Source organism: Legionella sainthelensi (genome assembly GCF_900637685.1).
Classification (GTDB): Bacteria; Pseudomonadota; Gammaproteobacteria; order Legionellales; family Legionellaceae; genus Legionella; species Legionella sainthelensi.
Window position 1 is genome coordinate 2,754,246 of the sequence record NZ_LR134388.1, and the last position, 25,392, is coordinate 2,779,637.

Consider the following 25,392-nt stretch of genomic DNA (forward strand, 5'->3'; position numbering starts at 1 on the left):
TAGGTCTTCATAAATAAGATTTTCGTCACCCTCTGCGAAAGCAGAGGGTCTATTCTGCTTTTTTATACCTAGATGTCGATTTTTTCTTGAACTAACACTTGTGCGAAGAGAACTCTAAGTGCCTTAAGCTGTCCTCTTAAAATTCACCTCTATTTCTTACCAAGAAGATAAGACTGATAGTTCTTCTCCAAAACTTGTTTTAGGTGTTCCTGATTATCAATGCCTATTTGATGAACCAAGGTTAAAGTATGTTTTATATGAGCTGCCTTAGCTTTGGTTGCATTAAAGGAAACTACATTATCCACCTCTTGAAATTCTAAGCTTTTTTCCAATAAAGCTTTTTTACTTAAACCTTTCACATGCTTGCTTTCAGATTCTTGATTCGATAAATAATCTTTTTTCTTCACTAAACAACGCATCACCGTATAATAAGTATTGATTTGTTTGTAAGTAAGATTCATTTCAATTAAATTATTAATATGATACATATCCATGGAGGCATTTCTTAAAAGCGTAGGCTTGTGAATAGTAGCGAGTTTCGAGTTTTCTTCATAAGTCGTATTATCAGCTTTTGTAAATAGCCTGTTGAACGCAAAATAACTGATTGGACGAAAAACATAGGTGTAAGGTACTAAAAAATAATAATAAATAAAACTTCTAGCAAGTGCATTGATTAAATTATAAGATGTTTTTCTTTTGCAATTATCATATTCTGCAGCAATATAACTAAACTCAGTTTCTGCAAATCCCGCATAATTGAGACAATGATCACAAAAAGCATTAGGTCCTTGTTTGTCTTTTGGTGGTGTCACCTGCAAAATTTCCCATTCTTTTTTCCAGATCCCAAATGCTGAAACCGGATCTTCACCTTGTTTTTGTATCACTACTTTTGGCTTTTCATGTAATTCATCCCAATAGTCATACCTGTTTTTAAATAAAGGTTCGTAAAGACCAGGAGGATTTAAGGCATCAATTCTTGATAATTTGAAATTTCCTTTATCCATAGCGAGCAATAAACTTAATGCCCCTCCAAGACTTACTCCACAGACATGAATCACATTTTCCTGCTCATTTAGCCATTCATGTATCCTTTCTCTACCCATTTGATACAAAGAACTACCTACTGACTCAACTCCCTTCGCATCCGTTCGTATTTGAGTTAAAAAGCCTTGTCCTGCGGGATAAGTCGTACCCATGAAAATTAAATGCGATTCTGCATTGTTTTGAAAAAGAGGCTGCAAGCCATATGCAAAAACGCGGTCATGATCATAGATGAAGAAACTACGCAAACCTGATGTTGCTGTTAACTCAATTGGAGTAACTTGATATTCCACTAATTCCCAATGCCCTAAGACATATTGAGGAATTTTAAAGGACTCATAAGGAGTTAAATCACTATAAGGAAGCATGCACAAACAGTTACTTAAATAAAGCTGAACCTGCTCACTTTGTTCTGAATTCAAATCTTTATCATCCAACTGCTTAAAGAGTTCAAAAAATCCTTGTTGCATGGCAAAACGTACTTCACGTAATAAATTTGAATTACGCTGTACAAAAAAGGAATATAAAACAGATGGCGTCAAAAATTGAGTCCAGGATTCTGTCCACCCCATTGTAAAAAAACGGAGTATATTACGCGCCAAAATTGCTTCTTGTTGTGGGGACTCTACTCCATCTACCTCCTCAAATTCCACTTGTTTAAAAAGCTTTAACTCTAAACCTCCTTTAAAAACAGTTTCAGTAGGCAAAATAAACCTCCGTGTTCATTTTGTTAGTGATGTTAGGATCATACAATACAAAGATATAATTAAATGCTCATCCTAATCCAAAAGAAATTTAAACAATAAATAATTTTTTCCAAGGTTCATTGTACTTCGCTCGGATTATAATGTTCGCTAGGCATACTTTCCCATGCAGTAGTTGGAATAGCTTTTACCAACCGCCGCCTTTAATTGTTCATTATCAGAGCCTAACTTTTTCACAAAGGATAAAGTATGTTGAATATGTGCTGCTTTGGCCTTAGTTACTTTAAAGGAAATAACAACATCTGCATTTTTGGGATTTTGACTGTTTTCCAGTAATGCTTTTTTTGTTATTCCTTTTACATGCTTGCTTTCCTTTTCTTCATAAGGAATAAAATCCTTGTTTTTTAAGGATCGCATTAAGTGGTAATAAGTATGTATTTGCTGATAAGTAAAATCAACCTCTATTGCATTATCTTCATTATAAATATCCATAGTTGGATTTCGAGAAAGTGAAGGATCGTGTAATTCTGCAAGCCCTTTTTCTACATACTTATTCTTAGTAGTAATTTCTTTTGAGTTGTTTTTCATAGCGGGTAGGGTGGAATATATAAGGCTGCTTGCTAATAAACCTCCAGCAATTCCTAAAAAAATGAGTCCAGGTATTACTCCAGCAACCGCGAGACTCGCAGCCACACAAAATGTCACTATATGCGCTGACAATACCCAATTTTGAGACACTAAATGAACTAAGGGACGTATTAAATAAGTATAGGGAGTTAAAAAACAATAATAAATTAGACTCCTGCCAAGAGAATAAAGCCAAAAATTACGCGCCAAACGTTTGGAGTTATCTTGTTCCGCTTGGATGTAATCAAATTGAGTATCAGCAAAACCCGCATAATTAAGAAAATGATCGCAAAAGCTAATAGGACCTCGTTTGTCTTTGGGTGGAATCACATGAAAAATATCCCAATCCGTTTTCCAAATCCCAAAAGCAGAAACAGGATCATCCCCCTGTTTTTGTACTACTACTCTCGGTTTTTCGTTAAGGCTATCCCAATAGTCATATCTGCTTTTAGACCAAGCATCATGAAGTCCCGCAGGATTTAATGCATCAACTCGTGATAATTTATAATTTCCTTGATCGATGGCAAGTAATAAACTGAGCGATCCCCCTAAGCTCACGCCACATACATGAATACTATTTTCTTGCTGGCATAACCATTCTTGAACTCTGGCTCGACCTGTTCGATATAAAGATTTACCTACCGTTTCAAAACCTTTGGAATCAGTATTTACTTGCGGTACAAAACCTTGGCCAGCAGGATAAGTAGTGCCCATAAAAATTAAATGTGATTCTGCTTTTTTTTGAAAAAGAGGTTCTAAACCATAAGCAAAAACACGATCTTTGTCCTGGATGAAAAAGCGTTGCCACCCCGATGTTTCGGTTAACTCAATGGGGGTAATTTGATATTCAACCATCTCCCATGTTCCTTCAATGTATTGAGGAATTTTAATTGACTCATAAGGAGTTAGGTCACCATAGGGCAACAAAGTTAAACAATTACTTAGATAAAGCTGCACTTGTTCTTTTTGCTCTTCAGTGAGTTCTTTATCTTTAAGCTGTTCAAAAATTTCAATAAACCCTTGCTGAAAAGCAAGACGTAATTCTCTTAATAATTCATGGTCCCGTTTCACAAAAACAGCATTAAGTACCGTTGGGGTCAAAAATTGAGTCCAAGAATCAGTCCATCCCATCATCAAAAAGCGTGCTGCATTGCGAGCAATAATAGATGCCTGTTTTGAAGGTGCCACACCTTCAGTGGATTCAAATTCACGTTTTGCAAAAAAATTAAGATCTAATCCACCTTGAAAATTAGCTTTTACAGACACGCTTCTCTCCGATAATAAATTAATTGCGCTCGACTTAAAAAAATACTTTATTTTTATGTCGAACGTTCCATCACTGCTTTTCTTGTTGCAGCGAAGTCACAACAGCTGGGCGCTCACCCACTATGTTCATAAACCGATCTAGATTTTTATAGGTTGAAAGATCCATTTTAAAATAATGGGCCCATCTTAAAATGACAAATAAATAAGCATCAGGTAGAGTAAAATGATCGCCCATCAAATAGGGACCCTTCGCCAGTTGCTCATTAATGTAATTCAATCTTGCCATGACCATAGACATAAACAAGTTTTTAGTTTCTTCCTGTAAATTAGGATGAAAAAACATACCTACCGTTTTATGTAGTTCTGTGGCAATGTAATTGACCCACTCAAGGGTATGATAACGCAGGAGATCACCTACAGGGGCTAGAAGCTTTTGACCAGGTGTAATATCTGCTAAGTATTGCAAAATAATTTGATTTTCAGTGAGTATATCCCCATTATCTAAACGAAGTGCAGGAACAGCACCTTTAGGGTTTATCTCTAAATAATTTTCCTCTGTTTTTGTTCTTTTTGCTCTTAAATCAACTTCTTCCTCTTGAAATGTACGCCCTAATTCGTTAAGGACAATACGCACTGCCAAAGAACATGCTGACTTAGTATAATACAGCTTCATTTTTCAACTCCTTATGATAATCGTTATAATCAATATAAATATGCCAACAACAAACAAGCTATACTCTCTGTGCTACTTGAAGATCACGCTCTACTTCTTCAATTAAACTCATAGTAGCCGATTTTCGTGTAAAAAATGAATCCCAAAAATATTTTTTTCGTAAAGCAGTAAGTATTGATTGATTATCCTGTTTCCAAGTTTGAATGCTTTGCAATAACTCAGAAAGAGACAATTTTTTTTGTGGTCCTACTATATTTAAATACAACTCTTTTAAGCGCAAAAACTTATCTTCAGTCGCTTGAGAATTCGTTTCAAGCAATAACATACGCTCCATACGGTGATATAATTTAGTAATTATTTTTGTCTTAATTGGTCCTAATCCAGAAAAAGCGACGGGCGGCGCAGGTAAAACATAAAACGGGATTTCTTCACTGGGTTTACCGTAGTCTAGTACGGTGTTATAAGGTAAACCAATAAAAAATGAAGTAGATACCAATGAAGCAACTGGTGCATGCTGTGTTGCCTCTACCAGGGCTATTGCTGAATGTCTACACGTATTACCGATATGTAATTCATTGACATTTTCTTTGATTTTATTTTTTAATCGAGGAGAAAAAATTAAATTGTTGCTTAGCTCTAAAGTAACCGTATTGTCGTTTGTTGCCACCGGTTTATAACAAAAAAACTTATTTTTTTTTGTTTGTAATGATTCTAATATTCCTATAAATTCTAAATATTGGTCATAAGTAATATCATAAGCCTGATACGTTATAGCGGTTGCCCCTTTAGCATCTCGTGTAACGCCTTCGTCTCCTAACCTGGCTTTATTCTTATAAAAAAGTGCATTACAAAGAAATTTTGTCACTAAAGCACAATTTGGATCTTTATCGTCACTATCCCCAAATTTCCCAACGCGGCATAGCACATGTTTGGCTTTATTTTGGTCATAAAGACCCAACATTATAAATGAATGAACTCCTTGTTTATTAATTGAAATAAATAACTTATCCTTTTTAGTGTTAATTATAATTGGCATAATTGAGCATATTTAGTCTTAAACGAGCAAATTCTAACACACAACATAAATAAAAGACTACATTTTGTATGTATTTAAGTCACTTTATAGCAACAAAAAATTATAAATTTACTCGTGATTTCTCACTCAAACACAAAACATCAATCACCAATACAATTTAATTCAGGATAGTTTTTCAAGATAATTTTATATAAATTAACATTCGCCTCTTTAATTGCATCACCCAATTTAGAATCAGGATTTCCCTCTCCTCCTTTACTATTTAAGGCGACAACCGTAGTCACATTATTGCAAGACTGCCATGTATACGTGAATCTAAACCCGAGGGTGCTGCCTTCATAGAACCAAAAACGTTGCTTAAGTCCTTTATCATAATAGGAGCCCACTCCTAAACCAAACCCCAGAGGATCATTTTCTGTGACTCCAGGAATTGTTTGTCCAGTTCTCATAGACACAACGGATTCTAATTCAGCCAAAGAGCTTTCTCGATAAATTGGATTAATTAATGTTCCGTGATAAAGCAATTGTACCCAATGCAATACATCCTCAGTATTGCCTACAATAGCCCCGGCAGCGCCAGCCCAAGACAAGTCATTCGTAATTGTATCAATGAGTTTATTCTTTTCTTCATCGTAATAATAACCATGAACTCTAAGATCTTTAATTGCCTTTGCAACAGCTTGTCCATCTGAACCTGCTAGGTAGAACATGCCATTTAACCCATTTTCCTTATTAATAATTCGTAACTTTAATTGGTTTGCAAAAGTATCTTGAGTGACTTTTTCGATAACCATTGCGGCCAAAATGTAATTTGAATTAGAGTATTCAAATTGATTTTCCTTTTTAGTAACAAGTGGCTTTTCAGGATGTGCGTAAGTAAGTAATTCTTTATCAGTCCAAACTGTATCCAAATGGGCCTCCATTTTTTTCGAAAACTCTTTATCTTCAGAATAATTTGGAATGCCACTGGTCATATTTAATAATTGGCGTAAAGTAACCTCTTTCCAATTGGGGTATTGAGGCAACCATTTACCTAATCGGTCGTCTAAAGTTAATTTATTTTCCGTTTGCAATTGCAATAAGAGTAATGACGTGAATGATTTTGTAATACTGCCAATATCAAATAAATTATTTGGCGTAATCGGTTGGGATAAAGGCGGATAACCCATGGTACCGTGTACTACAGTTTGAACTTCTTGCTTATTATTCGTCCGATTTTGAGGAATCAATACTGAGGCAGCAATAGCTGTAAATTTTTCCTTTTCATGATACTTCTCATAATAATCTTTGATTTCCTTTTGAAACTGTTGATTTAGGTTATTTGAAGTATTCGAGGGGGCAGAAAACGCTGCTGAACTAAAGAAAGCGACGCATGACGTTAACGCGAAACAGAATGGAGATAATTTTAATTTCATAAAGGAGTACCCGATCTTTTTTTCAATTGTTCCAACGCAAAAGCAAGGCGAGTTAGTACCTTTTCTTTACCTAATAACATCAAGGTCATATCAATAGGTGGTGACATACCCGAACCAGTTACTGCTACGCGTAATGGTTGTGCAATTTTCCCCATATTGATATCAAATTGTGCACTGATATCATTAATACATTCTTGCAAATGCTCCTTTTCCCAAGACTCTACTGCATTAAAGCGTTCATAAAGCGCACTTAAAGGCTCTAAAACCACTGGTCTCAAATGTTTTTTCACTGCTGCTTCATCATACTCAATCGTATCAGTATAGAAATACGTACTCATTTGGCATATTTCAGCTAAAGTCTTACAACGTTCAGCCTGAATAGGCACTAAATCAATTAATGCTGGACCCTTATCCAGTTTAATTCCTTCTTTTTCAAAATGCCAATGCAAAGCTTCGGCCACATCTTCAACTGGATCATTTTTTTGATAATGTTGATTGAGCCAATATAATTTTTCGTAGTTGAAACTTGAAACTCCTCGGCTCACATTTTTCAAATCAAAAGAGGTTATCATCTCATCGATACTAAAAATCTCCTGATCTCCATGAGACCAACCCAAGCGAACCAAGTAATTTAGTAAAGCATGCGGTAAGATACCTAATTCTTTAAACTGCAATACACCCACTGCACCGTGGCGCTTGGATAAACGTTTGCCGTCTTCCCCTAAAATCATTGGCAAATGAGCAAATACAGGGATAGGTGCATTTAATGCTTGAAATAAATTGATTTGTCTTGGTGTATTATTAATATGGTCATCACCTCGAATTACATGGGTAATATTCATATCGATATCATCAATCACCACTGCAAAATTATAAGTAGGATGCCCATCAGAACGTATCAAAATTAGATCATCTAATTCAGTATTCGCAACGTGTATTTCACCATAAACCTGATCGTGAAAAGATACCGTACCTTGAGCAGGATTTTTAAAACGAATGACAAAAGGGGCATCAGAAACAGGTAAATCTTTATTGCGGCAATGGCCATCATAACGAGGCTTTTCTTTGGCTGCTATTTGAGCTTCTCGCAAAGCTTCCAGACGTTCCTTACTGCATTCACATCGGTAAGCCTTTCCTTCATTTAATAACTGTTGTACTACCTCATTGTATCGGTCATAGCGTTTCGTTTGATAAAAAGGTCCTTCGTCATAATCCATGCCTAACCAAGTCATGCCATCCAGTATGGCCTGGACGGATTCTTGAGTGGAGCGTTCTTGGTCAGTATCTTCGATGCGCAAAATAAACTCACCACCATGACGTTTTGCATAAAGCCATGAAAATAAAGCAGTTCTTACTCCACCTACGTGTAAATATCCAGTCGGACTTGGGGCAAATCGGGTTCTAACAGTCATAATCACTTCCACATTGTAAGGAATAAAATAATCGCGCTATAATAACTGACTTTATAGCCTGGGTGAAAGGGAAAGATTCGTTTTTTCCCAATGCGCTTAAATATAATACTCAAACCATCTGGTGAATCATCTTGAAAAGCATTGGTATTAAGTATCAACTAAGAATTACTACCTTAATCCCTGTTTTTCTGGTCGCCCTACTCCTTGCCATTTTTTATAATGGGTTGTTTGGTAATGACTTAAAACAACACATGTCTCGCCTAGGCGAAGCATATATTCGACAATTACTCCCCGCCGCCCAGTATGCTATGCTGCGTGGAGACGATCGAACCTTACAGGACCTTATCAATGCATCAACAATTAATCCTGAAGTCAAAGCACTCGCTTTTTACAGTAGCGATGGTCAACTCCTTGCTTATCGTGGAGGCAAACATTCACTAAGCAAACCATTTACTGCACCTAAATTCACTGGGGATTACATTAAAAGTAAACAAATTAACCCCTTTACTATCAACTTTATCGCCCCTGTCACAATTCCAAAATTTAATTTGTATTCCAACTCTTCTTTTAAAAATATTTTAAGCCCGATGGCATCTCGAGCTGATGATATTCTTGGTTGGTTGTCTATTGATATCGATACTCGCTCAATGATAATCAAACGTTATCAGATGCTTATTGTCACTATTTTCATTACTTTATTCGGGTTATTAGTAGGATTAACCATTCACTACTTTCTCTCGAAACAAATTTATTTACCTATTTCTCGTTTGCGAAGGAGCATGAAACAAATTTTACGTAACGAGTTTGAAACAGAGATAAAAACAACTAGCTCTGGAGAATTAGGAATAATTGAACAAGGTTGCTCGCATTTGCAAAAAAAACACCTTGAAACGATACGCGATCTAAACCACCACATTGAAGTAGCCACGGCTGATTTACAACAAAGTTTAGAGCTTTTAGAGGAAAAAAATATTGAACTTTCCCTTGAAAAGAAAAAAATTGAAGAAAAAAGCCGGCAAAAGTCTGAATTTATCGCCAATATGAGTCATGAAATTCGTACTCCGATGAATGGAGTTATTGGTTTTACTAATGTTTTACTTGAAAGTAAACTTGATCCTTTGCAATTAGATTATGTAAAAACAATTAAGTCATCAGCACAAGACTTATTAGGGATTATCAATGACATTCTCGATTTCTCTAAAATTGATGCGGGAAAACTGCATCTCGATTGTATTCCATTAAATATTCGCCACTGTATTGATGAAGTACTCGCTCTTGCAGCGCCTAATGCCCATAAAAAAGGGATCGACTTAATTCCTATCACCGAACTGAACGTACCTAAGATTGTTTTAGGAGACCCCTTTAGAGTAAAACAGTTTATTAGCAACCTGGTAACTAATGCAGTTAAATTTACTGATCATGGATATGTATTAATCCGTACTAAAGTAGAGCAGGAAACGGATAAAGATTACACTTTATGCATTACAATTACGGATACAGGCTTAGGTATTTCTCCTGAAGATCAAAACAAACTGTTTACCGCCTTTAATCAGGCAGATACCAGTATTACTCGTCGTTATGGCGGATCAGGACTTGGTTTGGTAATCTGTAAAAAACTCTGTGAAGAAATGAAAGGCCGCATTACTTTTGCCAGTGAGCTCAACAAAGGTTCTGTTTTTACTGCTTATATCAAGGTTGAAAAATTAGTTGCCTATGAAGTTGAAAAAAACCAAGTTCATCCTTTTGCTCATTTTAAAATGCTTTGTTTTGACGATAACCCCATGCAGCTGGAGGCCTTGTGTAATGGATTAGGCTATTGGGGAGTCAAATGTATCGCTGTACCTTCACTAAATCAACTCGCGAATAAGCTGAAAAATAATAAAGATTGCAACATCGCTTTTCTTAATATCAATAAAGGTTATGAACAACAAATTACTAAGCTAATAGCCGAGCATAATTATTTTCCTTATGTGTTGACCTCTAAATGGCTTATTAATGATTATACAGCACTTGGTGCCCAAGGATTTTTATATAAACCCATCAGTATCCAAAAACTCCAAGATATTATTGAGTCATTAACAAACCAAGAAAATATTGAAAAGTCAGTTAATCATGAATTAGAAGGTTTAAGGGAACAATTACGTTTCCTACATCCAGATCTTCTTATAGCTGAAGATAATCCAGTGAATAAAATGCTTCTTGACTCTTTATTAGGTACTCGTGCCAATATTGTAGCGGTTGATAATGGAGAAATGGCTGTATCGGTGTGTAATGAAAAGAAATACAGTCTTATCTTACTTGACCTACATATGCCTAAAATCAATGGCTTAGAAGCCGCTCGACTTATTCGTCAAAAATCAGAATTCAATCGTCATACACCCATAGTATTAATTAGTGCAAATGGTAGAGATGTAAATGATATTGATTTAAAAAAATCAGGGGTAAATTTTTGTTTGCAAAAACCCATAGATGAAAAACAATTATTGATCCAAATTTTACGTATTGCAGATAAAGCAAAGCACTCTGCAATAGATTGGCAATTGTGTGTTCAAAAAGCCTCTGGAAATCAATCGCTAGCCGAAGAGTTCCTTGCTCGATTTGTAGAAGAATTGATTAAAAACCGTGAAGAATTCATCCAATTAATGCATGAAAAAAATGTGAAACAATTGGGCGAAGCAGCACATAAACTTCATGGAGCATGTTGTTTTAGTGGTGTCCCCACATTACAAAAAAAGGTGGTTCAAGTAGAAAAACTTGCTGCTCATGCTGCTTCAATCGCAGAATTAGCTACTCCTTTTGCAGAATTAATTCAAAGCATCGACGCAGTAATTAGTGAATACGAAAATCAAAAAATAAAAACGTAGCGCAATACATCTGCGCATCTCAAATGAACAAGGAGATAAAATGACTATAAAAAATGCGATATATGCTCAATCAGGAGGTGTCACGGCGGTCATTAATGCCTCAGCTTGCGCAGTCATCCAAACGGCTAAATTCTATCCTCAACATATAGGAAAGGTCTATGCTGCCAAAAATGGAATTATCGGTGCGTTAAATGAAGAGCTTATTGACACATCACTTGAAACTGACGCGGATATCGCTAAATTATTACAAACACCTGCCGGCGCTTTTGGTTCTTGTCGCTACAAACTTAAAAATGACGGTGCAGAATATGAGCGACTCATCGAAGTATTTAAAGCACATAATATCGGTTATTTTTTCTATAACGGTGGTGGTGACTCCCAAGATACGGCCTATAAAGTATCACAGTTGGGTGCTAATATGGGGTATCCCATCACCTGTATTGGGATACCAAAAACTGTAGATAATGATCTTCCTTTTACTGATGCATGCCCAGGTTTTGGTTCTGTGGCTAAATATGTAGCTGTATCAACCAGAGAGGCTGGGTTTGACGTTGCTTCTATGGCTGCCTCTTCAACAAAAGTTTTTATTCTTGAAGTCATGGGACGCCATGCTGGATGGATTGCAGCCGCAAGTGGTTTAGCCAGCAAAAGCCCTGACGAACCACCCCATATTATTTTATTACCTGAAGTTCCTTTTGAACCAGAAAAATTTTTGAGCAAAGTAGATGAATGTGTCAAAACTTATGGTTATTGTGTGATTGTTGTTTCTGAAGGAATTCGAAATACAGAAGGTAAGTTTTTAAGTGATGCAGGATTAAAGGATGCTTTTGGTCATGCCCAATTGGGAGGTGTTGCCCCAGTTATTGCTCAGCTCATTAAAACTGAACTCAATTATAAATATCACTGGGCAGTTGCTGATTATCTGCAACGTGCTGCGCGACATATTGCATCTAAAGTTGATTTGGAACAGGCTTATGCTCTGGGCAAAGCTGCCGTAGAGCTTGCAGTTAAAGGCCATAATGCGATTATGCCCATTATTGTTCGTGAACAAGATGAACCTTATCAATGGTCTATAGGTCATGCAGCTTTAGCCGATGTTGCTAATCAAGAAAAAGCCTTGCCTAAAGAATATATTGCGGCAGATGGGATGGGAATCACAGAAGCGTGCAAACGTTATTTATCTCCTTTGATTCAAGGCGAAGCTTATCCTGATTATGTAAATGGGCTTCCTGATTATGTTCGTTTAAAAAATATATTAGTGCCCAAAGTACTTCAAGGCCAATAGTTAACTCATAAGAGCAAGCATAACCGAATATCATTTGCCCTCCTCTTCGGTTATGCTTCCCCCACTTATAAGTTGCTATCACAAAAAATTGATATTTGACTTAAACATACAATAAACAATAAATGTAAATGCAATACATATTTAGAGGACTTCTGCTAAACTTAGTATAAAGAAAAAGATCAAATAGGACTTTATCTTTTTCTAACAAGATAAGGTGAGTTGTATCGTTGTATAGCCTATTTGTTATCTATTTGTATGTTTATGGATGTAATTAATTAGGGAGCTAACAATGAAGCAAAAAGGTTTTACTTTAATTGAATTGATGATAGTAGTGGCAATCATTGGAATTCTCGCCGCAATAGCGATTCCCGCATATCAAGACTATGTCGTTAGAGCTCGTGTTACGGAAGGATTAAGCCTTGCCTCTGCAGCAAAAACGACAGTTTCTGAGAACGCATCAAGTGGCGCTGCGAAATTAGGTCAGGGCTGGGTTGCCCCTACAGCAACTGCTAATGTAAAAAGCGTTGCTGTTGATGATAATACGGGAGTAATCACTATCACTTATGATGCGCCGGCAAAAAGTATCGTTATTACTTTAACCCCACAATCTGGTGGTGCAGCTCTTGTTGCTGGTACCCCGCCAACAGATGCTATTACCTGGACTTGTGCGGTTGATCAGGCTGCAAACGACCGATATGTTCCGTCCAATTGCCGTATTTAGTCTCATCTCTCTTAAAAAGCTGCTTCCAAGCAGCTTTTTTATTTTGGTATGATATAAACAAATGAATCAATATTTTAGAGTTAAATATGTCCCGGAAAAATCGTATTGAAGAATTATTACATCAGGAATTAGCGCCTATTTATTTAAATGTCGAAGATGAGTCAGGCAATCATCATGTCCCTGAAGGTGCACAAACCCATTTTAAAGTGACCGCTGTATCGTTGCATTTTAATGATTTATCACGAATTGCACGCCACAGGCTATTAAATCATCTACTTCATGAAGAATTTGAACGTGGATTACATGCGTTAAGCATGCATCTATTTACTCCTGATGAATGGGAAAAAAAGCAAAAAACAGTTTTACAATCCCCTGCCTGTAAGGGGGGATTTAAGAAGGATGAGACATAATCATTCAAGATTTATAAAAACCATCCTAAAATCAAATCATTAATTTTTCAGAATAGTTAATTTTCTTTAAAAAGAATAAAGATTCCCTGGTAGGATAAAAAAATGTAACATCAATCAATAACTTCCTATATAATGTATATCATTTTAACAAATAGAATTAATTAATGAACAGTTGGTCTTCTGAAAAAATATCTGTACTTGCTTTGGTCTTATTGATTACTGGTGCAATTGATAGCATCAGAAATTTGCCAGGAACAGCTTTATTCGGTTCTTCATTAATTTTTTTCTTTATTTTTTCCGCAATTGTATTTTTAATTCCAGTTGCTTTAGTTTCAGCAGAATTATCATCAACGTGGGCTGATGAAGAAGGAGGAATCTATAGTTGGGTGAAACATGCCTACGGTGAAAATCTTGCTTTTTTTACCATTTGGTTACAATGGATAAACACCTTAGTATGGTATCCCACCATTTTATCCTTCATTGCAGGAGTACTGGCTTATTTAATTAATCCCGAACTCGCGCAAAATAAGTACTATTTAATTGCAGTGATTCTCATTATATTTTGGTCGCTCACTTTAATTGCTTTATCAGGTTTACGCGCCTCAGCCCATTTTGCAGGTCTATGCGCTATTTTAGGAATGATTATTCCTATGGGATTTATTATTTTTCTTGCGGCTACCTGGGTCATTAAAGGTAATCCTATAGCAATTGATTTAAGTTTGCCTCATTTATTGCCGCAATGGGGTGACAGTCAATCTTGGGTATCACTCACTGCAATTATGACTTCATTTCTAGGTATGGAACTCGCAGCGGTTCACGTTCGAAATGTGGATAACCCACAGAAAAACTTTCCTCGAGCAATGTTTTTTTCGGTACTATTAATTTTAACCACGATGATTTTTGGTTCTTTAGCAATCGCTTTTGTTCTTCCTAAAGAAAAAATAAGCCTTATTGATGGCGTATTACAGGCTTTTAATAACTTTTTACAGGCTTATAACTTAACTTGGTTATTACCTATTCTTATTGTACTTTTGTTATTAGGAAGTTTGGGAAGTATGATCAATTGGATTATTTCACCTGCTAAAGGCTTGCTTATGGCTGCCAACCACAATTTCTTACCTAATTTTTTGTGTCAATTAAATAAGCGTGGCGTTGCTTCACGAATTTTAATTATTCAAGCCATCCTGGTAACGTTTCTTTGTAGTGGGTTTCTATTATTTCCAACCGTGAATGCTATTTATTGGTTATTCACAGCATTAAGTACTGAACTGTATATTATGATGTATGTCTTAATGTTTATTGCTGCGTGGAGATTAAAAAGTAAATTTGCGCATATTGAAAGACCCTTTGCTATACCCGGAAAAAAACTCGGCTATTATTTAACGTGTATTTTAGGATTATGCGGCTGCACAATGACTTTAATAGTAGGATTTATTCCTCCAGTTGAATTTATGAATTTTGGCAGCGCATCACATTTTAGATTTGTCTTTTCGATGGGAATTGTATTGATGATGATTCCAGCATTTTTATTGTTTTGGCGTAAAAAATACATCACCAAGCAATAATCCATTGTTATAAGTGCACTATTATCACTAACTAGCGAAGTAATTTTTCATGGCCGGGGTGAAAAAAGCAATTATCGCCCAGCCGTCTCCCATTCAATTCCACAAAAACTTTAAATCATTGAATGCGGATTAGAATGCATGAGATGACGTGCTTAATGCTTTGTTTATAATTGATCTTTTTCTTCCAATGGGATAATTCGAGCTTCATGTTCCAACATTACAGGAATATCATCATGGATAGGAAAAGCTAACCGATCAAACTTACAGATTAATTCTTGTTTTTTTAATTGTAATTTTCCTTTACATAAAGGACAAACTAATAATTCCAATAATTTTTTATCCATGAAAGACTCCTAAGTGACTTTATTTCGGATGTATATAGGTTGGGCCGAAGCGGCTGAAACAGGTTGTAATGCAGAAAACTGCGCCAATTGAATCATAGCCGCAGCAGAAGGATTTATACGCAATTGTTCATTGACAAGCGATTTAGTCTTGGAAGTAAAATCCTCCCAATATAAATCCACCCCTACCCCCGCAAGAATTACAGATTGCTCTTCAAGTATATTTATTTCATGTACGGGATTGACCCTTTCCTCTGCTACCCATTGATCCTTAGCAAAATAAGCCCAATACATTTCGTGCATGCGCGCGTCTAATACAGTTAATACAGGTAGATTCAAATCCTGAATTTGTTGACGAGCTGACCAAGCTATAGCCGCTAAATTACTTACGGGAATTAATCCCAAGTCATGAGCATATGCTAATCCTTTGGCAATACTGCAGGCAATGCGCAAGCCAGTGAAGCTTCCTGGCCCACGTCCAAATACAATGCCATCAAGCTGATTCATTTGCAAACCAGCATGTACCATTAATTTATCAATCATAGGTAAAATAAATTGTGCATGTGTTTTAGGGTTGCTTTGCTCCTCACAAAGTAACTCTTTTCCAGTTAGCAACGCTATACTGGCCATTTCAGTCGATGTATCAATCGCTAATAGATTCATTGGTCAACTCTAATTCTCTAATGAATTGAAGTACTTTTTGTTCATCTCGGGTTTTTGGTAATTGAGGTAAACTTGCTAATATGCGCCTCCCATAGTCCCTACCAGTTAGTCGTGGATCGGCAATCATCAATACCCCTTTATCCGTGTTATCCCGAATTAAACGCCCCACTCCTTGTTTTAAAGCAATCACTGCACTTGGTAAAGATAATTCATCAAAACCAGATAATCCTTTTTCCTTCAAATAAGTCATTTTACCACGAATTACAGGATCTACAGGGCTAGAAAAAGGTATTTTATCTATAATAACGCAAGACAATGCCTCTCCTTTTACATCAACTCCCTCCCAAAATGTTGAAGTTCCTAACAAAACAGCATTCCCTAATTGTCGAAAACGTTCTAATAAAATAGGTTTTGCCTCTGTTCCTTGGATAAGTAAGGGGTAATTTAAATTACTGGATATAATTTGAGCAACTTGTTTTAGAGATTTGTGACTGGTAAATAAAAAAAAGCTACGTCCTCCTAATGCTTCGATAAGTGGAATAGCGCGTTTTATTAGTAATTCATTATAAGCAGTATTCTTAGGATCTGGTAGTCCTCTCGGAAAATATAATAATGCTTGTTGTTGGTAATTAAAGGGGCTTGGCAATACTAAAGTCTGGACCCCATGTAGACCCAAAGGCTTACAAAAGCAATCAAAGGAATCCGCCATTGTTAAGGTTGCTGAAGTAAATACATAAGTACACGCTTGCCTTTTTAGTAACTCACTAAACGATTCAGCAACATCATAGGGCGTAGCATGAAAAACTAAAGTATGTTTAAAACGCTCCAGCCATTTAATTTTATCGTGAGTCTCTTCAGTGAAGATCAATAAAATTCTAGCAAAATCGACTAATCGCTCTTTGCAACGTGCAAGACCAGGAAACTCAGAAAGTGAGATTTGATTGAAACACTCCATTAATTCATCTTTCAATGCCAACCAGCGAGACCAAATATCTAAAAATGTTTTATTTCGCTTTATCTCTTCCCAACTTACTCGCTCCTCCCCAGGTAAGCATATTAATAATTCATCCATTAACTTATCTGCTTTGTGGCTTAAAACTTTCAAGGGTTGATTTGCAAGATCTAAGACAGGCCATTCGTTGATAAGATCATCTAATAAATCATGAAATTGTCGTGTACCAATTCGCTCTCCATTAAAATGAGTCGCTATTTCAGCAAGTTGATGCGCCTCATCAAAAATAACGACATCAACTCCCGGTAATAACTCACCAAATCCCTCTTCTTTTAAACGTGAGTCAGCAAAAAAAAGGTGATGATTAATCACTACTACATCAGCCTCTAGCGCCCTCTTCCGTGCCTTAACCAGAAAACATGTTTCATGATGCGGGCATTCAACACCTAGGCAATTATCAACCGTGGAAGTGACATAGGGCCAAACTGGAGAATCCTCACTAAGCTCGGGTAGTTCAGAACGATCCCCATTTTTCATTTGAGACAGCTTACTTCGGACATGAGCTACTTCATGAGCACACTGTGGGCTTTGAAATTGTCCTTCTTCAGAATATAACGCAACACGATATTCACAAATGTAATTTGCTCTACCTTTTAAATTTTGAACGCGTACTGATAATCCTAACGCTCTGACTAGAGTCGGTAAATCTTTTTGATAGAGTTGATCTTGCAGGGTCTTAGTGGCAGTAGAAATGAGAGTTTTCTTTCCACTTAATAAGCTAGGCAACAAGTAAGCGAAGGTTTTTCCTGTCCCAGTTCCTGCTTCAGCTACCAGAATAGATTTTTCTTCTATTGCTGCCGCAATGGCCACAGCCAAATCAGATTGTGGTGCACGTGCTATAAACCCAGGGATTGCTGTAGAAAGCCGGCCTTTCTCACCTAAAGCTCGCTTACATAATTGAATAAGTGAAGCTATCTCTACCACTCTTCTTGTAGATGTTGAAGTTTATCCTTAACCTCTTCCCAATCTTTAGCATCTGAAGGCGCATCCTTTTTAGATGTAATATTAGGCCAATTTTTAGCAAGTTTCGCATTTAACTCTTTAAATTGTTGCTGTTCTGGCGTTAAGTCATCTTCCGAAACGATTGCATTTACAGGACATTCCGGTTCACACAAAGCACAATCAATGCATTCTTCAGGATGAATAACCAAAAAATTTGGTCCTTCATAAAAGCAGTCCACAGGGCAAACTTCAACGCAATCAGTGTACTTACATTTAATACAACTTTCTGTTACTACAAAAGTCATGACAAACCTTTTTGAGCTGATAATAGTAGCTATTAAAGCATAAAACAAGCTATTTAAGTAGTGGTTTTCTCCAGTAAGTGGCTAAAAGAATTGCTTCTTTATTTTTTATATTGCAATAAATCTTTATCTTAAAGCAATTTTTAATTCTTTTTGACCAAATGCATCAAAATTGTCTATATTTATAAGCAAGTTGGATTAATTTTTTCAAAAGGATACAGACAAATGGAGTTGGGGCAGAAGAATAGGATTCTAAAACGCTTTTTAATCGAAAAAAGTGAAAATCCTATTGCAATGGATCTAAATGATGACGATTTAGCAGATTACGCTGATCTGAATGTTTTGTTAGAGCATATTGAACGCCATCAAAATGGTCTATTTAATTTTGAAACTCTCGAAACAGATCCAAACCAATGGCGAGAATTTTGTGGTATCGTGAAACACGCCACTACTTTTAAACCAGGCTCCCCTCCGCTATTAAAAAAAATTAGTCTTAAAAAAGCTGAAGAAGGAATATGTTATACATTAAATGCACACGATATAGTTGCATTGCCCAATGATAACTACTATACGCGCGCAGCCAGGATGCTCACTGAAATAGAACCAGAATTAAATGAATTGATTGTAAACAGCAGATTAAAATTATACTCATTAGCACAAGCTTTTTCTGAACCCATAACTTTTGATGCCTCAAACACTTCGCAAATCAGTCTCCACATATCACGAGCACAAGAAGAAATACTCTTACCGGATAACGAGTCAAAAAAAGAACAAATTCAAAAACGGTTAACTATCTTACAAGATCTTAAGAAAATTAATGAATTGCAACAAATATGTATCTCTCAAGACGATGGCTCTACACTCGATTATTGTACGCTAGCTGAAGAGATAGGTGGCGTTACAGAAAAAATCGCTTTAGTTAGCTTAAACAATGTCAAAAAACAATTATACAATCTGTGTGAATCTCCCGAGCACTTTTTGATAGAAGATTATGATACAGCCAGAGAACGATATAAACTTTGTACTGAAGCGATAATCAAATTGCCCAAACGCGGTGATGTCAGAGAGGTTCAACATGAAGCAATTGCGCTTAATATTTCTCGCTTATTGGGGCTAGATACTGCTATTACTACATCAATTACTTATAATAATCAACCTGCATTATTTATTCTTTTTTCTGATATACGCCTATTAAGTGATTTCTGTTCAGGAAAAACATTTACATCATGGCTAAGTGGTAAAACCTATACCCACTATTCAACCATTAAACCTATAGGAGAAGGTCTAGAACCAGATTGTTTTATTGATGATTTCAGCAAAGCACTGAGCTTATTTTATATATGTAGTGATCCTGATACTGTAGGTGGCAATTGTCAAAACAAAGCATTAAAGGATGGAAAATCGCTTTTTATTTTTGATCAATCCGTGATGAGCATTGACAAATTCATTCTTGATTCACGCCTTTGTTTAATACCTGGTGAGTTTCTTCGAAAACATACACGCCATGGCATAGGGCGTAATCGCACTATTATTGAAGATTCATCATTTAATTCCAAATTTGAAAGCATCATGCAATTAAAAAATCTAAAAGACAAACTTATTCAGTATGTGAATCATGTTGCATGGCAACACCATCAGAAAATAACTAAAATTCAACACAAGCTTAAAACAGTTACAAGTTACGAAAAATACACCCAACTTACTACTCAGTTAAACAACTTAATCATCCTAAAAAATGATGCTGAGATAGTTAGAACAAAAATACAAGAACGGATAACAACTCTAGAAAATTTGTTTCCTCAAACAACGGGAGAAGTGAGTTCTTTAGAGATAAGACAAGCATTGATTTTCGAAAAACTAATGCATAATCCAATCTTATTTAGCGATGATGGACGTCCCTATAAAAATCCGTGGACATACAGACAATTCAACACGATTAAGAAAGTAGATGATTTAGACAATGGCTCTATTCAACTCACTTTTGATGACAAAATTTCTACTGCTATGGTTGAGTTTATTAAACGTCGCAGCAAAAGTGACTCGCTGGTCATGAATTCTGCTAAAACTATACTTATAACTAAAGAACAATTGATGGGATTAACTGAAAATGTCCTTCACCCTGAACATCAGTTAACTCTAGCCCCCTTTACTGACTACATAGATCTTAGGGATTTAAGCATCCTTAAAGAAGCATATAAGGTGGGAAACAGGTCTCACGTGATAAATACTATTGCCTCTTATCGTAAAAAAATGAACTGTGATACGAAATCTAAAGAGGAAAAAATAAAATTGATCACTGAAACCGAAAATCAGCTCAAGGCATACCTCGCAACGGCTTATGATAAAGGATTCTGCAAACACGTACTTAAAAAATTCTACTTTGAAGCACAACAACAATTGCAGAAACTCATACCTCTTTTAGAAATCCCGGCTCAGTTAAATGATGCATTTATTGCTGCATTAAAATTGGATAGAGTTTCAGAGTTTAATGCTGTGGTTATGGAGGCAATAGAACACGACAAAATCAATGATTCCCAATTTATAGCTTTTCTAGATGAATGTATCGAAAGAATAAATAGCACAAATAATTACGTTGAGGCAAAACATGAAAGTCGTGAATTATCAAATACAGTAGAAAGAACCATACATAAATTACGCGCTCCTCAATCTTTTACCGTTTTATTAGCCTCAAAAACACAATATAGTGAATTAAATGAAGTTGATCCTATAATGATGAAATCAAATTTAGAAAAAGGACTTTGTACTTTTATAAAAGAACCGTTACTCGTTGTAGCAAATACCGAGGAAATCAATGAACAAGAACAAATTATATTCTCTCTTTGATTCAAGTGAGGTAGTTTGTTCCTTAAAAGGTAGTAAATGGAGCTATTATGCCTATACATGAAAGACGTCAACATTTCCGGGTAGAAGATCATATCTACTTTAATTATCAAATTATGGAACCGGGAGAAGTATGTCCCGATCGAGCGGTTGTGGAGCAACTCTTAGGGAAAAATGGGCAGCGTTATCTAGAAGCAGCTCATTATTTTCAAGAAATTGATTATGAAATGGCGGAATTAACTCAAATTATTGCGCTTAAAGAGCCAACCATAGCCCATTACCTTAATCTACTTAATGCAAAAATCGATTACTTATCACGACAAATGCTCATGACAAACACGATTCATTTACGTAAAGTCAATCTAAGCTTAGGTGGAATGGCATTTAAAACGCCTGAGCTTATCAAAGAGAAAACACGCTTAAAATTGGTAATTTATACTAAACCTAAAATGATACCCATTATTGTTGAGGGCATCGTGGTTTACAGTCAATATCAAACCGAACATACCTATCGGACTGCGGTATCATTTAATGAGTTAACAAGTGAACAGGAACAAATTCTTTCACAACATATTTTATTAGCTCAAGCGAAACATCGTTCTGACTAAAATAAAAAGTAATTTTCAGTACAAAACTGCCAAATAACACGTAAAATAAAGAACAGTGTTATGAATAAGAGGCAAATATGAGCAGAATAGTGCATTGTTGTAAATTGAAACAAGATGCTGAAGGTATGTTAAAACCTCCCTTCCCTGGATCATTAGGAGAGCGGATTTACAATGAAGTATCAAAACAAGCCTGGAATATGTGGCTAAGTCATCAAACCATGCTTATCAATGAATATCGCTTAAATTTAATGGAAGCGAAGGCACGCGACTTTTTAAAAGAAGAAATGCAAAAATATTTTTTTGGTGAAGGATCAGAAAAACCAGCAGGCTATACTCCTGAGTCATTATCCTAAAATACAGTTAAACGAACATGAATCGCTAAGTGATCCCGCAAAACAATCCCTTGAGGGTCTCGGCAATTAGTAAAACCGTCATTCCCCGCTTGCTGGAGATGACGGTTTTGCAGACCACTTAAGTTAATGGCAGTAAGGCGCTTTAGAAGAGGCATTCGCATCGTTGCTGCATACCGTTTGTGTCGGTTTTCTTATCCAAGCTCAAGTTTTTTACATTAACTACGCAAACCTAAAGCCAAAATTGCACCACCAACTCCCAGAGTAGTAATTGTCGCACCGATGAAAAATTTACACCAAGATGAAGATTTTTGCTTAGAACTTGATACTTCCTGTTCTACCTCAGATTTTATACTGAGATCTGGTGTAGGGGTTGTTTTAACTTTATTTTCCATAAAAAAGGTATTTCTATTTTTATATGGTGCATTATATTCTCTTTGTTTTGCTTTAAGATAGGGACAGGCAGACAATTTTGGGGCGAGCAAGTGCTTGTCTATTTCTCGATCAGTCTTAATGGGTAAAGTTACTGCCTGACTCTCATTAATCCTAAGCGATTTTGCCAGATCGGGAAAAAGTTTTGCTATAATCAATGATGTGCCCAGAACGGCACCACCAGAACCTACTTTTGCTGCAGATACTCCTGGCAGACTTTGTATTTCTGAACATATTATATGTAACTGTTCCAAACTTTGTAATCAATAGGTAATCCGTGAGCATCAACGGCCATATGAATCTTCGTTGTATTTCCAGCAGCCGACTTACCAATGCCTTGTTCTTCCTTATTAGGCGCGCCAGCACTATGTTGATGAGCTTTGACCAACGCTCGTCATTGAGCATAAGTCTAAGCATTGCAAACTCGTTTTATACTTGGTATCTGAGCCGTTATATTATGAGTTTGCTTCCATTAATCAATCAATTAGGTTGTTCAGCTTTTAATTTGACCATCTACTGGATGCCGCGGACAAGCCGCGGCACGTAGGCGGCAGGTGAATTGTCAACAGACCCTAATTGAGGTTGGATTTTAATATCTGAAAGAGAATTAAGATCAATAGTACGCTCTTTTACAGTGATTTTTGTTTTATCTTCATCCAATAAAAAATCACCCTCTTTTAGGGCCTCTGAAATCTCTTTGTACTCTATTGGGCTTATATCAGGTAAACAAGGTACATAAACAAAATTATTTTTTGTCAAGAGGCCTGGTAAGGAAAGTACTGGCTGCCAAACTGCTGTATGAATGGTTCCGAATAAGCCCTGTTCCCCGCAAATCATGGAGTTTCGTTCGTAGACTGCCTAGGTTAAACGATTCAGTATTTTAGCCTCGCCTAAAGGGGAAGAAGACAATTGATGAAGTCTTAAATTATCTTTTATAACATTAGAAACACCCTTAGGCACATCAAAAAAATCAGTTTGATCATCCCCTTTTCCTACTTTATCAATTGCATAATCTTTATAATTACTACGAACTACTTGGGTCAAGGAGGCACTACGTTGTGATTGACCAAAATGAAAACGCATGATTAATGCACCTACATTATTAAAATCTTCACAAAATCGAAATGTTTTTGGTGGTATCTTGTCCTCATGTTCTATTATTTTACTTAAAGGCTCATCACTATATTGAATCCCTTGTTCAGTAAAACGAACTCCCTCATAAGTTAAAGTAAATCCAGTACCATACTCTACTTTTGTTTTCATAAACACCACCAAAAGAAAATGGTGCATCATTTTGCAAATTAAATATTAATAATTCATTAAGATAGTAAAGTGCTCTTAATGTGTTATTTATAATAAAACAAAGAGTCTATTTGTTTATGAGATATAAATGGAAACGAAAATAATGTTTATTATTTATTCAAATTTTGAGTGAACTAAAAATCACTTTCATCACATAAAGTTTATTATCAGAGATCAAATAAAAAAAGCATGTCTATTGGGGATTCATTAAATTATTTTATCCTTCTCAATATTTTTTTCTTTAATTTTTTAACCTATTCATATAATAATAGAAATTTGGCGATGCCAATTTTTTGATTTAATTTATTATTTTAAATATACCTATTGGAAAAGAAGACACTAATGAAATTTTTTAAAGGTTTATTGTTTTTCTTCGTTTGTTTCACTGCTGCCGTTCAAGCAGAAGATCAACCTTTGAGAGTAGGAATAGGACACTTTTATCCTCCTTTCATCATGCAGGGAGCAAATAATGAGCTTTTTGGTTTTGATATCGAAACAGTAATAGAGCTCTGTAATATCATGCATCGTACCTGCTCTTTTTATCCCATGAGATTTAAAGACTTACTTCCAGCAATAAATAGACAAGAGATTGATATGGGAATCAATGCGATTTCGATCACTCCAGAACGTTTAAAATTAGTTAATTTCAGTAATCCCTACTTGTTAACCTATTCTCGATTTCTTTCAAACCGGGCTTATGCTCATCAACCATTTAGTTTAGCTCTTTTAAATGACAAACGTATTGGCGTGGATGGTGACTCTATCTTTGAAGATGAAGTAAAAGGAATGGACATAAAAAATCCCACCATTGTTCCATTTTACGGTGTCCATAGCACGGAAGAAATGTTAGAAGCATTGGAGAATGAAAAAATTGATTTTGTTATTTTGGATAATCCTTCTGCAATTTACTGGGCAGCAAATTCGTCAGGCGAAGTTAAAACTGTAGGTAGACCTATACCCTATGGCTATGGTTTGGGCATCGCTGTGAATCTAAATAACACTGCATTATTACAATCAATTAATCACGCCTTATTGCAATATGAACTCTCAAAGCAATACATCAAAATTTATAATAAATACATCTTACAATTTTAGGATCTGTTGACATGTACTCCCCGGTGTACCACTGCCATTAAGTTAAGAAAAAAGTAGGTTGGGTCGAGGCCCAACCTACAATCTGACGCGCACTTTCCTTAACCTAATGGGAGTGCCCCGACGTTGGGAGAGCAAATGTTACAGATCCTAATTTTAAGTTCATAAATAGAGACCTCTGAACCCTCTTTGTGGTGGGAGAGATCCCACAAAATTGAAGTTCAAAATGTTTCTTATCCCCTTATCAACTTGGATAACTCAGGTTGAAAAACAAAGTGCTGTCGCCCTATCTTTAGGTCAAATCCTAGCTACGAACCATTAGATTCTTCCTCTAACGAACGGTTTCTATAAATAACAACCGTAGTCCTATTTTTAAATTATTTGGGAGTTCTATGCGTCACGAAAAGCGCAGGAGTACTCTGTAGTAAAGCAACAAGCGAGATAGTAATGTATTCTCTATCAAAAAGGGAATACCTATATCGCTTTAT

Annotated in this window: 23 protein-coding genes and 1 pseudogene; 9 read left to right on the forward strand and 15 right to left on the reverse strand. The window is 36.0% G+C overall.

Features of this window, described 5'->3' with window-relative positions; translation table 11 throughout:
- Positions 1-149: 149 nt before the first annotated feature.
- The 6 genes from EL220_RS12195 to gltX all read right to left on the reverse strand — a co-directional run bounded on the left by EL220_RS12195 (position 150) and on the right by gltX (position 8,174).
- Positions 150-1,748 (reverse strand): hypothetical protein, encoded by a 1,599-nt coding sequence (locus EL220_RS12195; RefSeq protein ID WP_035905789.1) that lies wholly within the window; start codon positions 1,746-1,748, stop codon positions 150-152.
- 147 nt (positions 1,749-1,895) lie between these two features.
- A complete protein-coding gene (locus EL220_RS12200) occupies positions 1,896-3,638 on the reverse strand; it encodes a hypothetical protein (RefSeq protein WP_027270249.1) in 1,743 nt (580 codons plus the stop codon).
- A 70-nt stretch (positions 3,639-3,708) separates the two neighbouring features.
- Positions 3,709-4,311: a glutathione transferase GstA gene (gene gstA, locus EL220_RS12205; RefSeq protein WP_027270250.1), complete on the reverse strand. Its 603-nt coding sequence runs from the start codon at positions 4,309-4,311 to the stop codon at positions 3,709-3,711.
- Positions 4,312-4,369: 58 nt separating this feature from the next.
- Positions 4,370-5,347, reverse strand: coding sequence for a hypothetical protein (locus EL220_RS12210; RefSeq protein ID WP_027270251.1), 978 nt, complete (start codon positions 5,345-5,347; stop codon positions 4,370-4,372).
- 140 nt (positions 5,348-5,487) lie between these two features.
- Positions 5,488-6,762, reverse strand: a complete 1,275-nt coding sequence (locus EL220_RS12215; RefSeq protein ID WP_027270252.1) for a serine hydrolase domain-containing protein — start codon at positions 6,760-6,762, stop codon at positions 5,488-5,490.
- A complete protein-coding gene (gltX, locus tag EL220_RS12220) occupies positions 6,759-8,174 on the reverse strand; it encodes a glutamate--tRNA ligase (protein ID WP_027270253.1) in 1,416 nt (471 codons plus the stop codon). Before gltX ends, EL220_RS12215 begins: the two co-directional genes overlap by 4 nt.
- Before the next feature lie 128 nt (positions 8,175-8,302).
- Here gltX and letS point away from each other — a divergent pair, with 128 nt between their 5' ends.
- The 5 genes from letS to EL220_RS12245 all read left to right on the forward strand — a co-directional run bounded on the left by letS (position 8,303) and on the right by EL220_RS12245 (position 15,019).
- Complete coding sequence (letS, locus tag EL220_RS12225; protein WP_128130908.1) at positions 8,303-11,038, forward strand: two-component system sensor histidine kinase LetS; 2,736 nt, start codon at positions 8,303-8,305, stop codon at positions 11,036-11,038.
- 40 nt (positions 11,039-11,078) lie between these two features.
- Complete coding sequence (locus EL220_RS12230) at positions 11,079-12,323, forward strand: 6-phosphofructokinase (protein ID WP_027270255.1); 1,245 nt, start codon at positions 11,079-11,081, stop codon at positions 12,321-12,323.
- A gap of 289 nt (positions 12,324-12,612) precedes the next feature.
- A complete protein-coding gene (locus tag EL220_RS12235) occupies positions 12,613-13,044 on the forward strand; it encodes a pilin (RefSeq protein WP_027270256.1) in 432 nt (143 codons plus the stop codon).
- Between the two features lie 86 nt (positions 13,045-13,130).
- A complete protein-coding gene (locus EL220_RS12240; RefSeq protein WP_027270257.1) occupies positions 13,131-13,454 on the forward strand; it encodes a BolA family protein in 324 nt (107 codons plus the stop codon).
- Positions 13,455-13,618: 164 nt separating this feature from the next.
- Positions 13,619-15,019, forward strand: coding sequence for an APC family permease (locus tag EL220_RS12245; protein WP_027270258.1), 1,401 nt, complete (start codon positions 13,619-13,621; stop codon positions 15,017-15,019).
- A 164-nt stretch (positions 15,020-15,183) separates the two neighbouring features.
- Here the strand turns inward: EL220_RS12245 and EL220_RS12250 are convergent, their stop codons facing one another.
- The 4 genes from EL220_RS12250 to fdxA are packed head-to-tail and all read right to left on the reverse strand — an operon-like array spanning position 15,184 to position 18,282.
- Positions 15,184-15,363, reverse strand: a complete 180-nt coding sequence (locus tag EL220_RS12250) for a Trm112 family protein (protein WP_027270259.1) — start codon at positions 15,361-15,363, stop codon at positions 15,184-15,186.
- Positions 15,364-15,372: 9 nt separating this feature from the next.
- The gene (gene tsaB / locus EL220_RS12255; RefSeq protein WP_027270260.1) at positions 15,373-16,023 is read right to left on the reverse strand and encodes a tRNA (adenosine(37)-N6)-threonylcarbamoyltransferase complex dimerization subunit type 1 TsaB; all 651 of its coding nucleotides are present in this window, start codon (positions 16,021-16,023) and stop codon (positions 15,373-15,375) included.
- Positions 16,004-17,959, reverse strand: coding sequence for an ATP-dependent DNA helicase (locus tag EL220_RS12260; RefSeq protein WP_027270261.1), 1,956 nt, complete (start codon positions 17,957-17,959; stop codon positions 16,004-16,006). The genes tsaB and EL220_RS12260 overlap by 20 nt, the downstream gene beginning before the upstream one ends.
- Positions 17,953-18,282 (reverse strand): ferredoxin FdxA, encoded by a 330-nt coding sequence (fdxA, locus tag EL220_RS12265; RefSeq protein ID WP_027270262.1) that lies wholly within the window; start codon positions 18,280-18,282, stop codon positions 17,953-17,955. The genes EL220_RS12260 and fdxA overlap by 7 nt, the downstream gene beginning before the upstream one ends.
- A 222-nt stretch (positions 18,283-18,504) precedes the next feature.
- Between fdxA and EL220_RS12270 the strand changes: the two genes are divergently transcribed.
- The 3 genes from EL220_RS12270 (at position 18,505) to EL220_RS12280 (ending at position 22,081) form a co-directional block, all read left to right on the forward strand.
- Positions 18,505-21,123 (forward strand): hypothetical protein, encoded by a 2,619-nt coding sequence (locus tag EL220_RS12270; protein ID WP_027270263.1) that lies wholly within the window; start codon positions 18,505-18,507, stop codon positions 21,121-21,123.
- A gap of 47 nt (positions 21,124-21,170) precedes the next feature.
- On the forward strand, positions 21,171-21,728 hold the full coding sequence (locus EL220_RS12275) for a PilZ domain-containing protein (protein WP_027270264.1): 558 nt from the start codon (positions 21,171-21,173) through the stop codon (positions 21,726-21,728).
- A gap of 77 nt (positions 21,729-21,805) precedes the next feature.
- On the forward strand, positions 21,806-22,081 hold the full coding sequence (locus EL220_RS12280) for an oxidative damage protection protein (protein WP_027270265.1): 276 nt from the start codon (positions 21,806-21,808) through the stop codon (positions 22,079-22,081).
- Here EL220_RS12280 and EL220_RS19115 read toward each other — a convergent pair.
- From EL220_RS19115 to EL220_RS19125, 5 genes and pseudogenes are all read right to left on the reverse strand, one after another.
- Positions 22,078-22,236 (reverse strand): hypothetical protein, encoded by a 159-nt coding sequence (locus EL220_RS19115; RefSeq protein WP_155833963.1) that lies wholly within the window; start codon positions 22,234-22,236, stop codon positions 22,078-22,080. The genes EL220_RS12280 and EL220_RS19115 overlap by 4 nt on opposite strands.
- A gap of 60 nt (positions 22,237-22,296) precedes the next feature.
- A complete protein-coding gene (locus EL220_RS12285; protein WP_027270266.1) occupies positions 22,297-22,764 on the reverse strand; it encodes a hypothetical protein in 468 nt (155 codons plus the stop codon).
- Positions 22,764-22,901 (reverse strand): annotated as a pseudogene (locus EL220_RS12290) (IS5/IS1182 family transposase); the annotation flags it as partial. The pseudogene EL220_RS12290 and the gene EL220_RS12285, both read right to left, overlap by 1 nt.
- Before the next feature lie 122 nt (positions 22,902-23,023).
- Complete coding sequence (locus EL220_RS19120) at positions 23,024-23,347, reverse strand: hypothetical protein (protein WP_027270267.1); 324 nt, start codon at positions 23,345-23,347, stop codon at positions 23,024-23,026.
- A gap of 21 nt (positions 23,348-23,368) precedes the next feature.
- Positions 23,369-23,773 (reverse strand): hypothetical protein, encoded by a 405-nt coding sequence (locus tag EL220_RS19125; protein ID WP_027270268.1) that lies wholly within the window; start codon positions 23,771-23,773, stop codon positions 23,369-23,371.
- A gap of 381 nt (positions 23,774-24,154) precedes the next feature.
- Here EL220_RS19125 and EL220_RS12300 point away from each other — a divergent pair, with 381 nt between their 5' ends.
- Positions 24,155-24,907, forward strand: a complete 753-nt coding sequence (locus EL220_RS12300) for a transporter substrate-binding domain-containing protein (protein WP_027270269.1) — start codon at positions 24,155-24,157, stop codon at positions 24,905-24,907.
- Positions 24,908-25,392 lie beyond the last annotated feature (485 nt).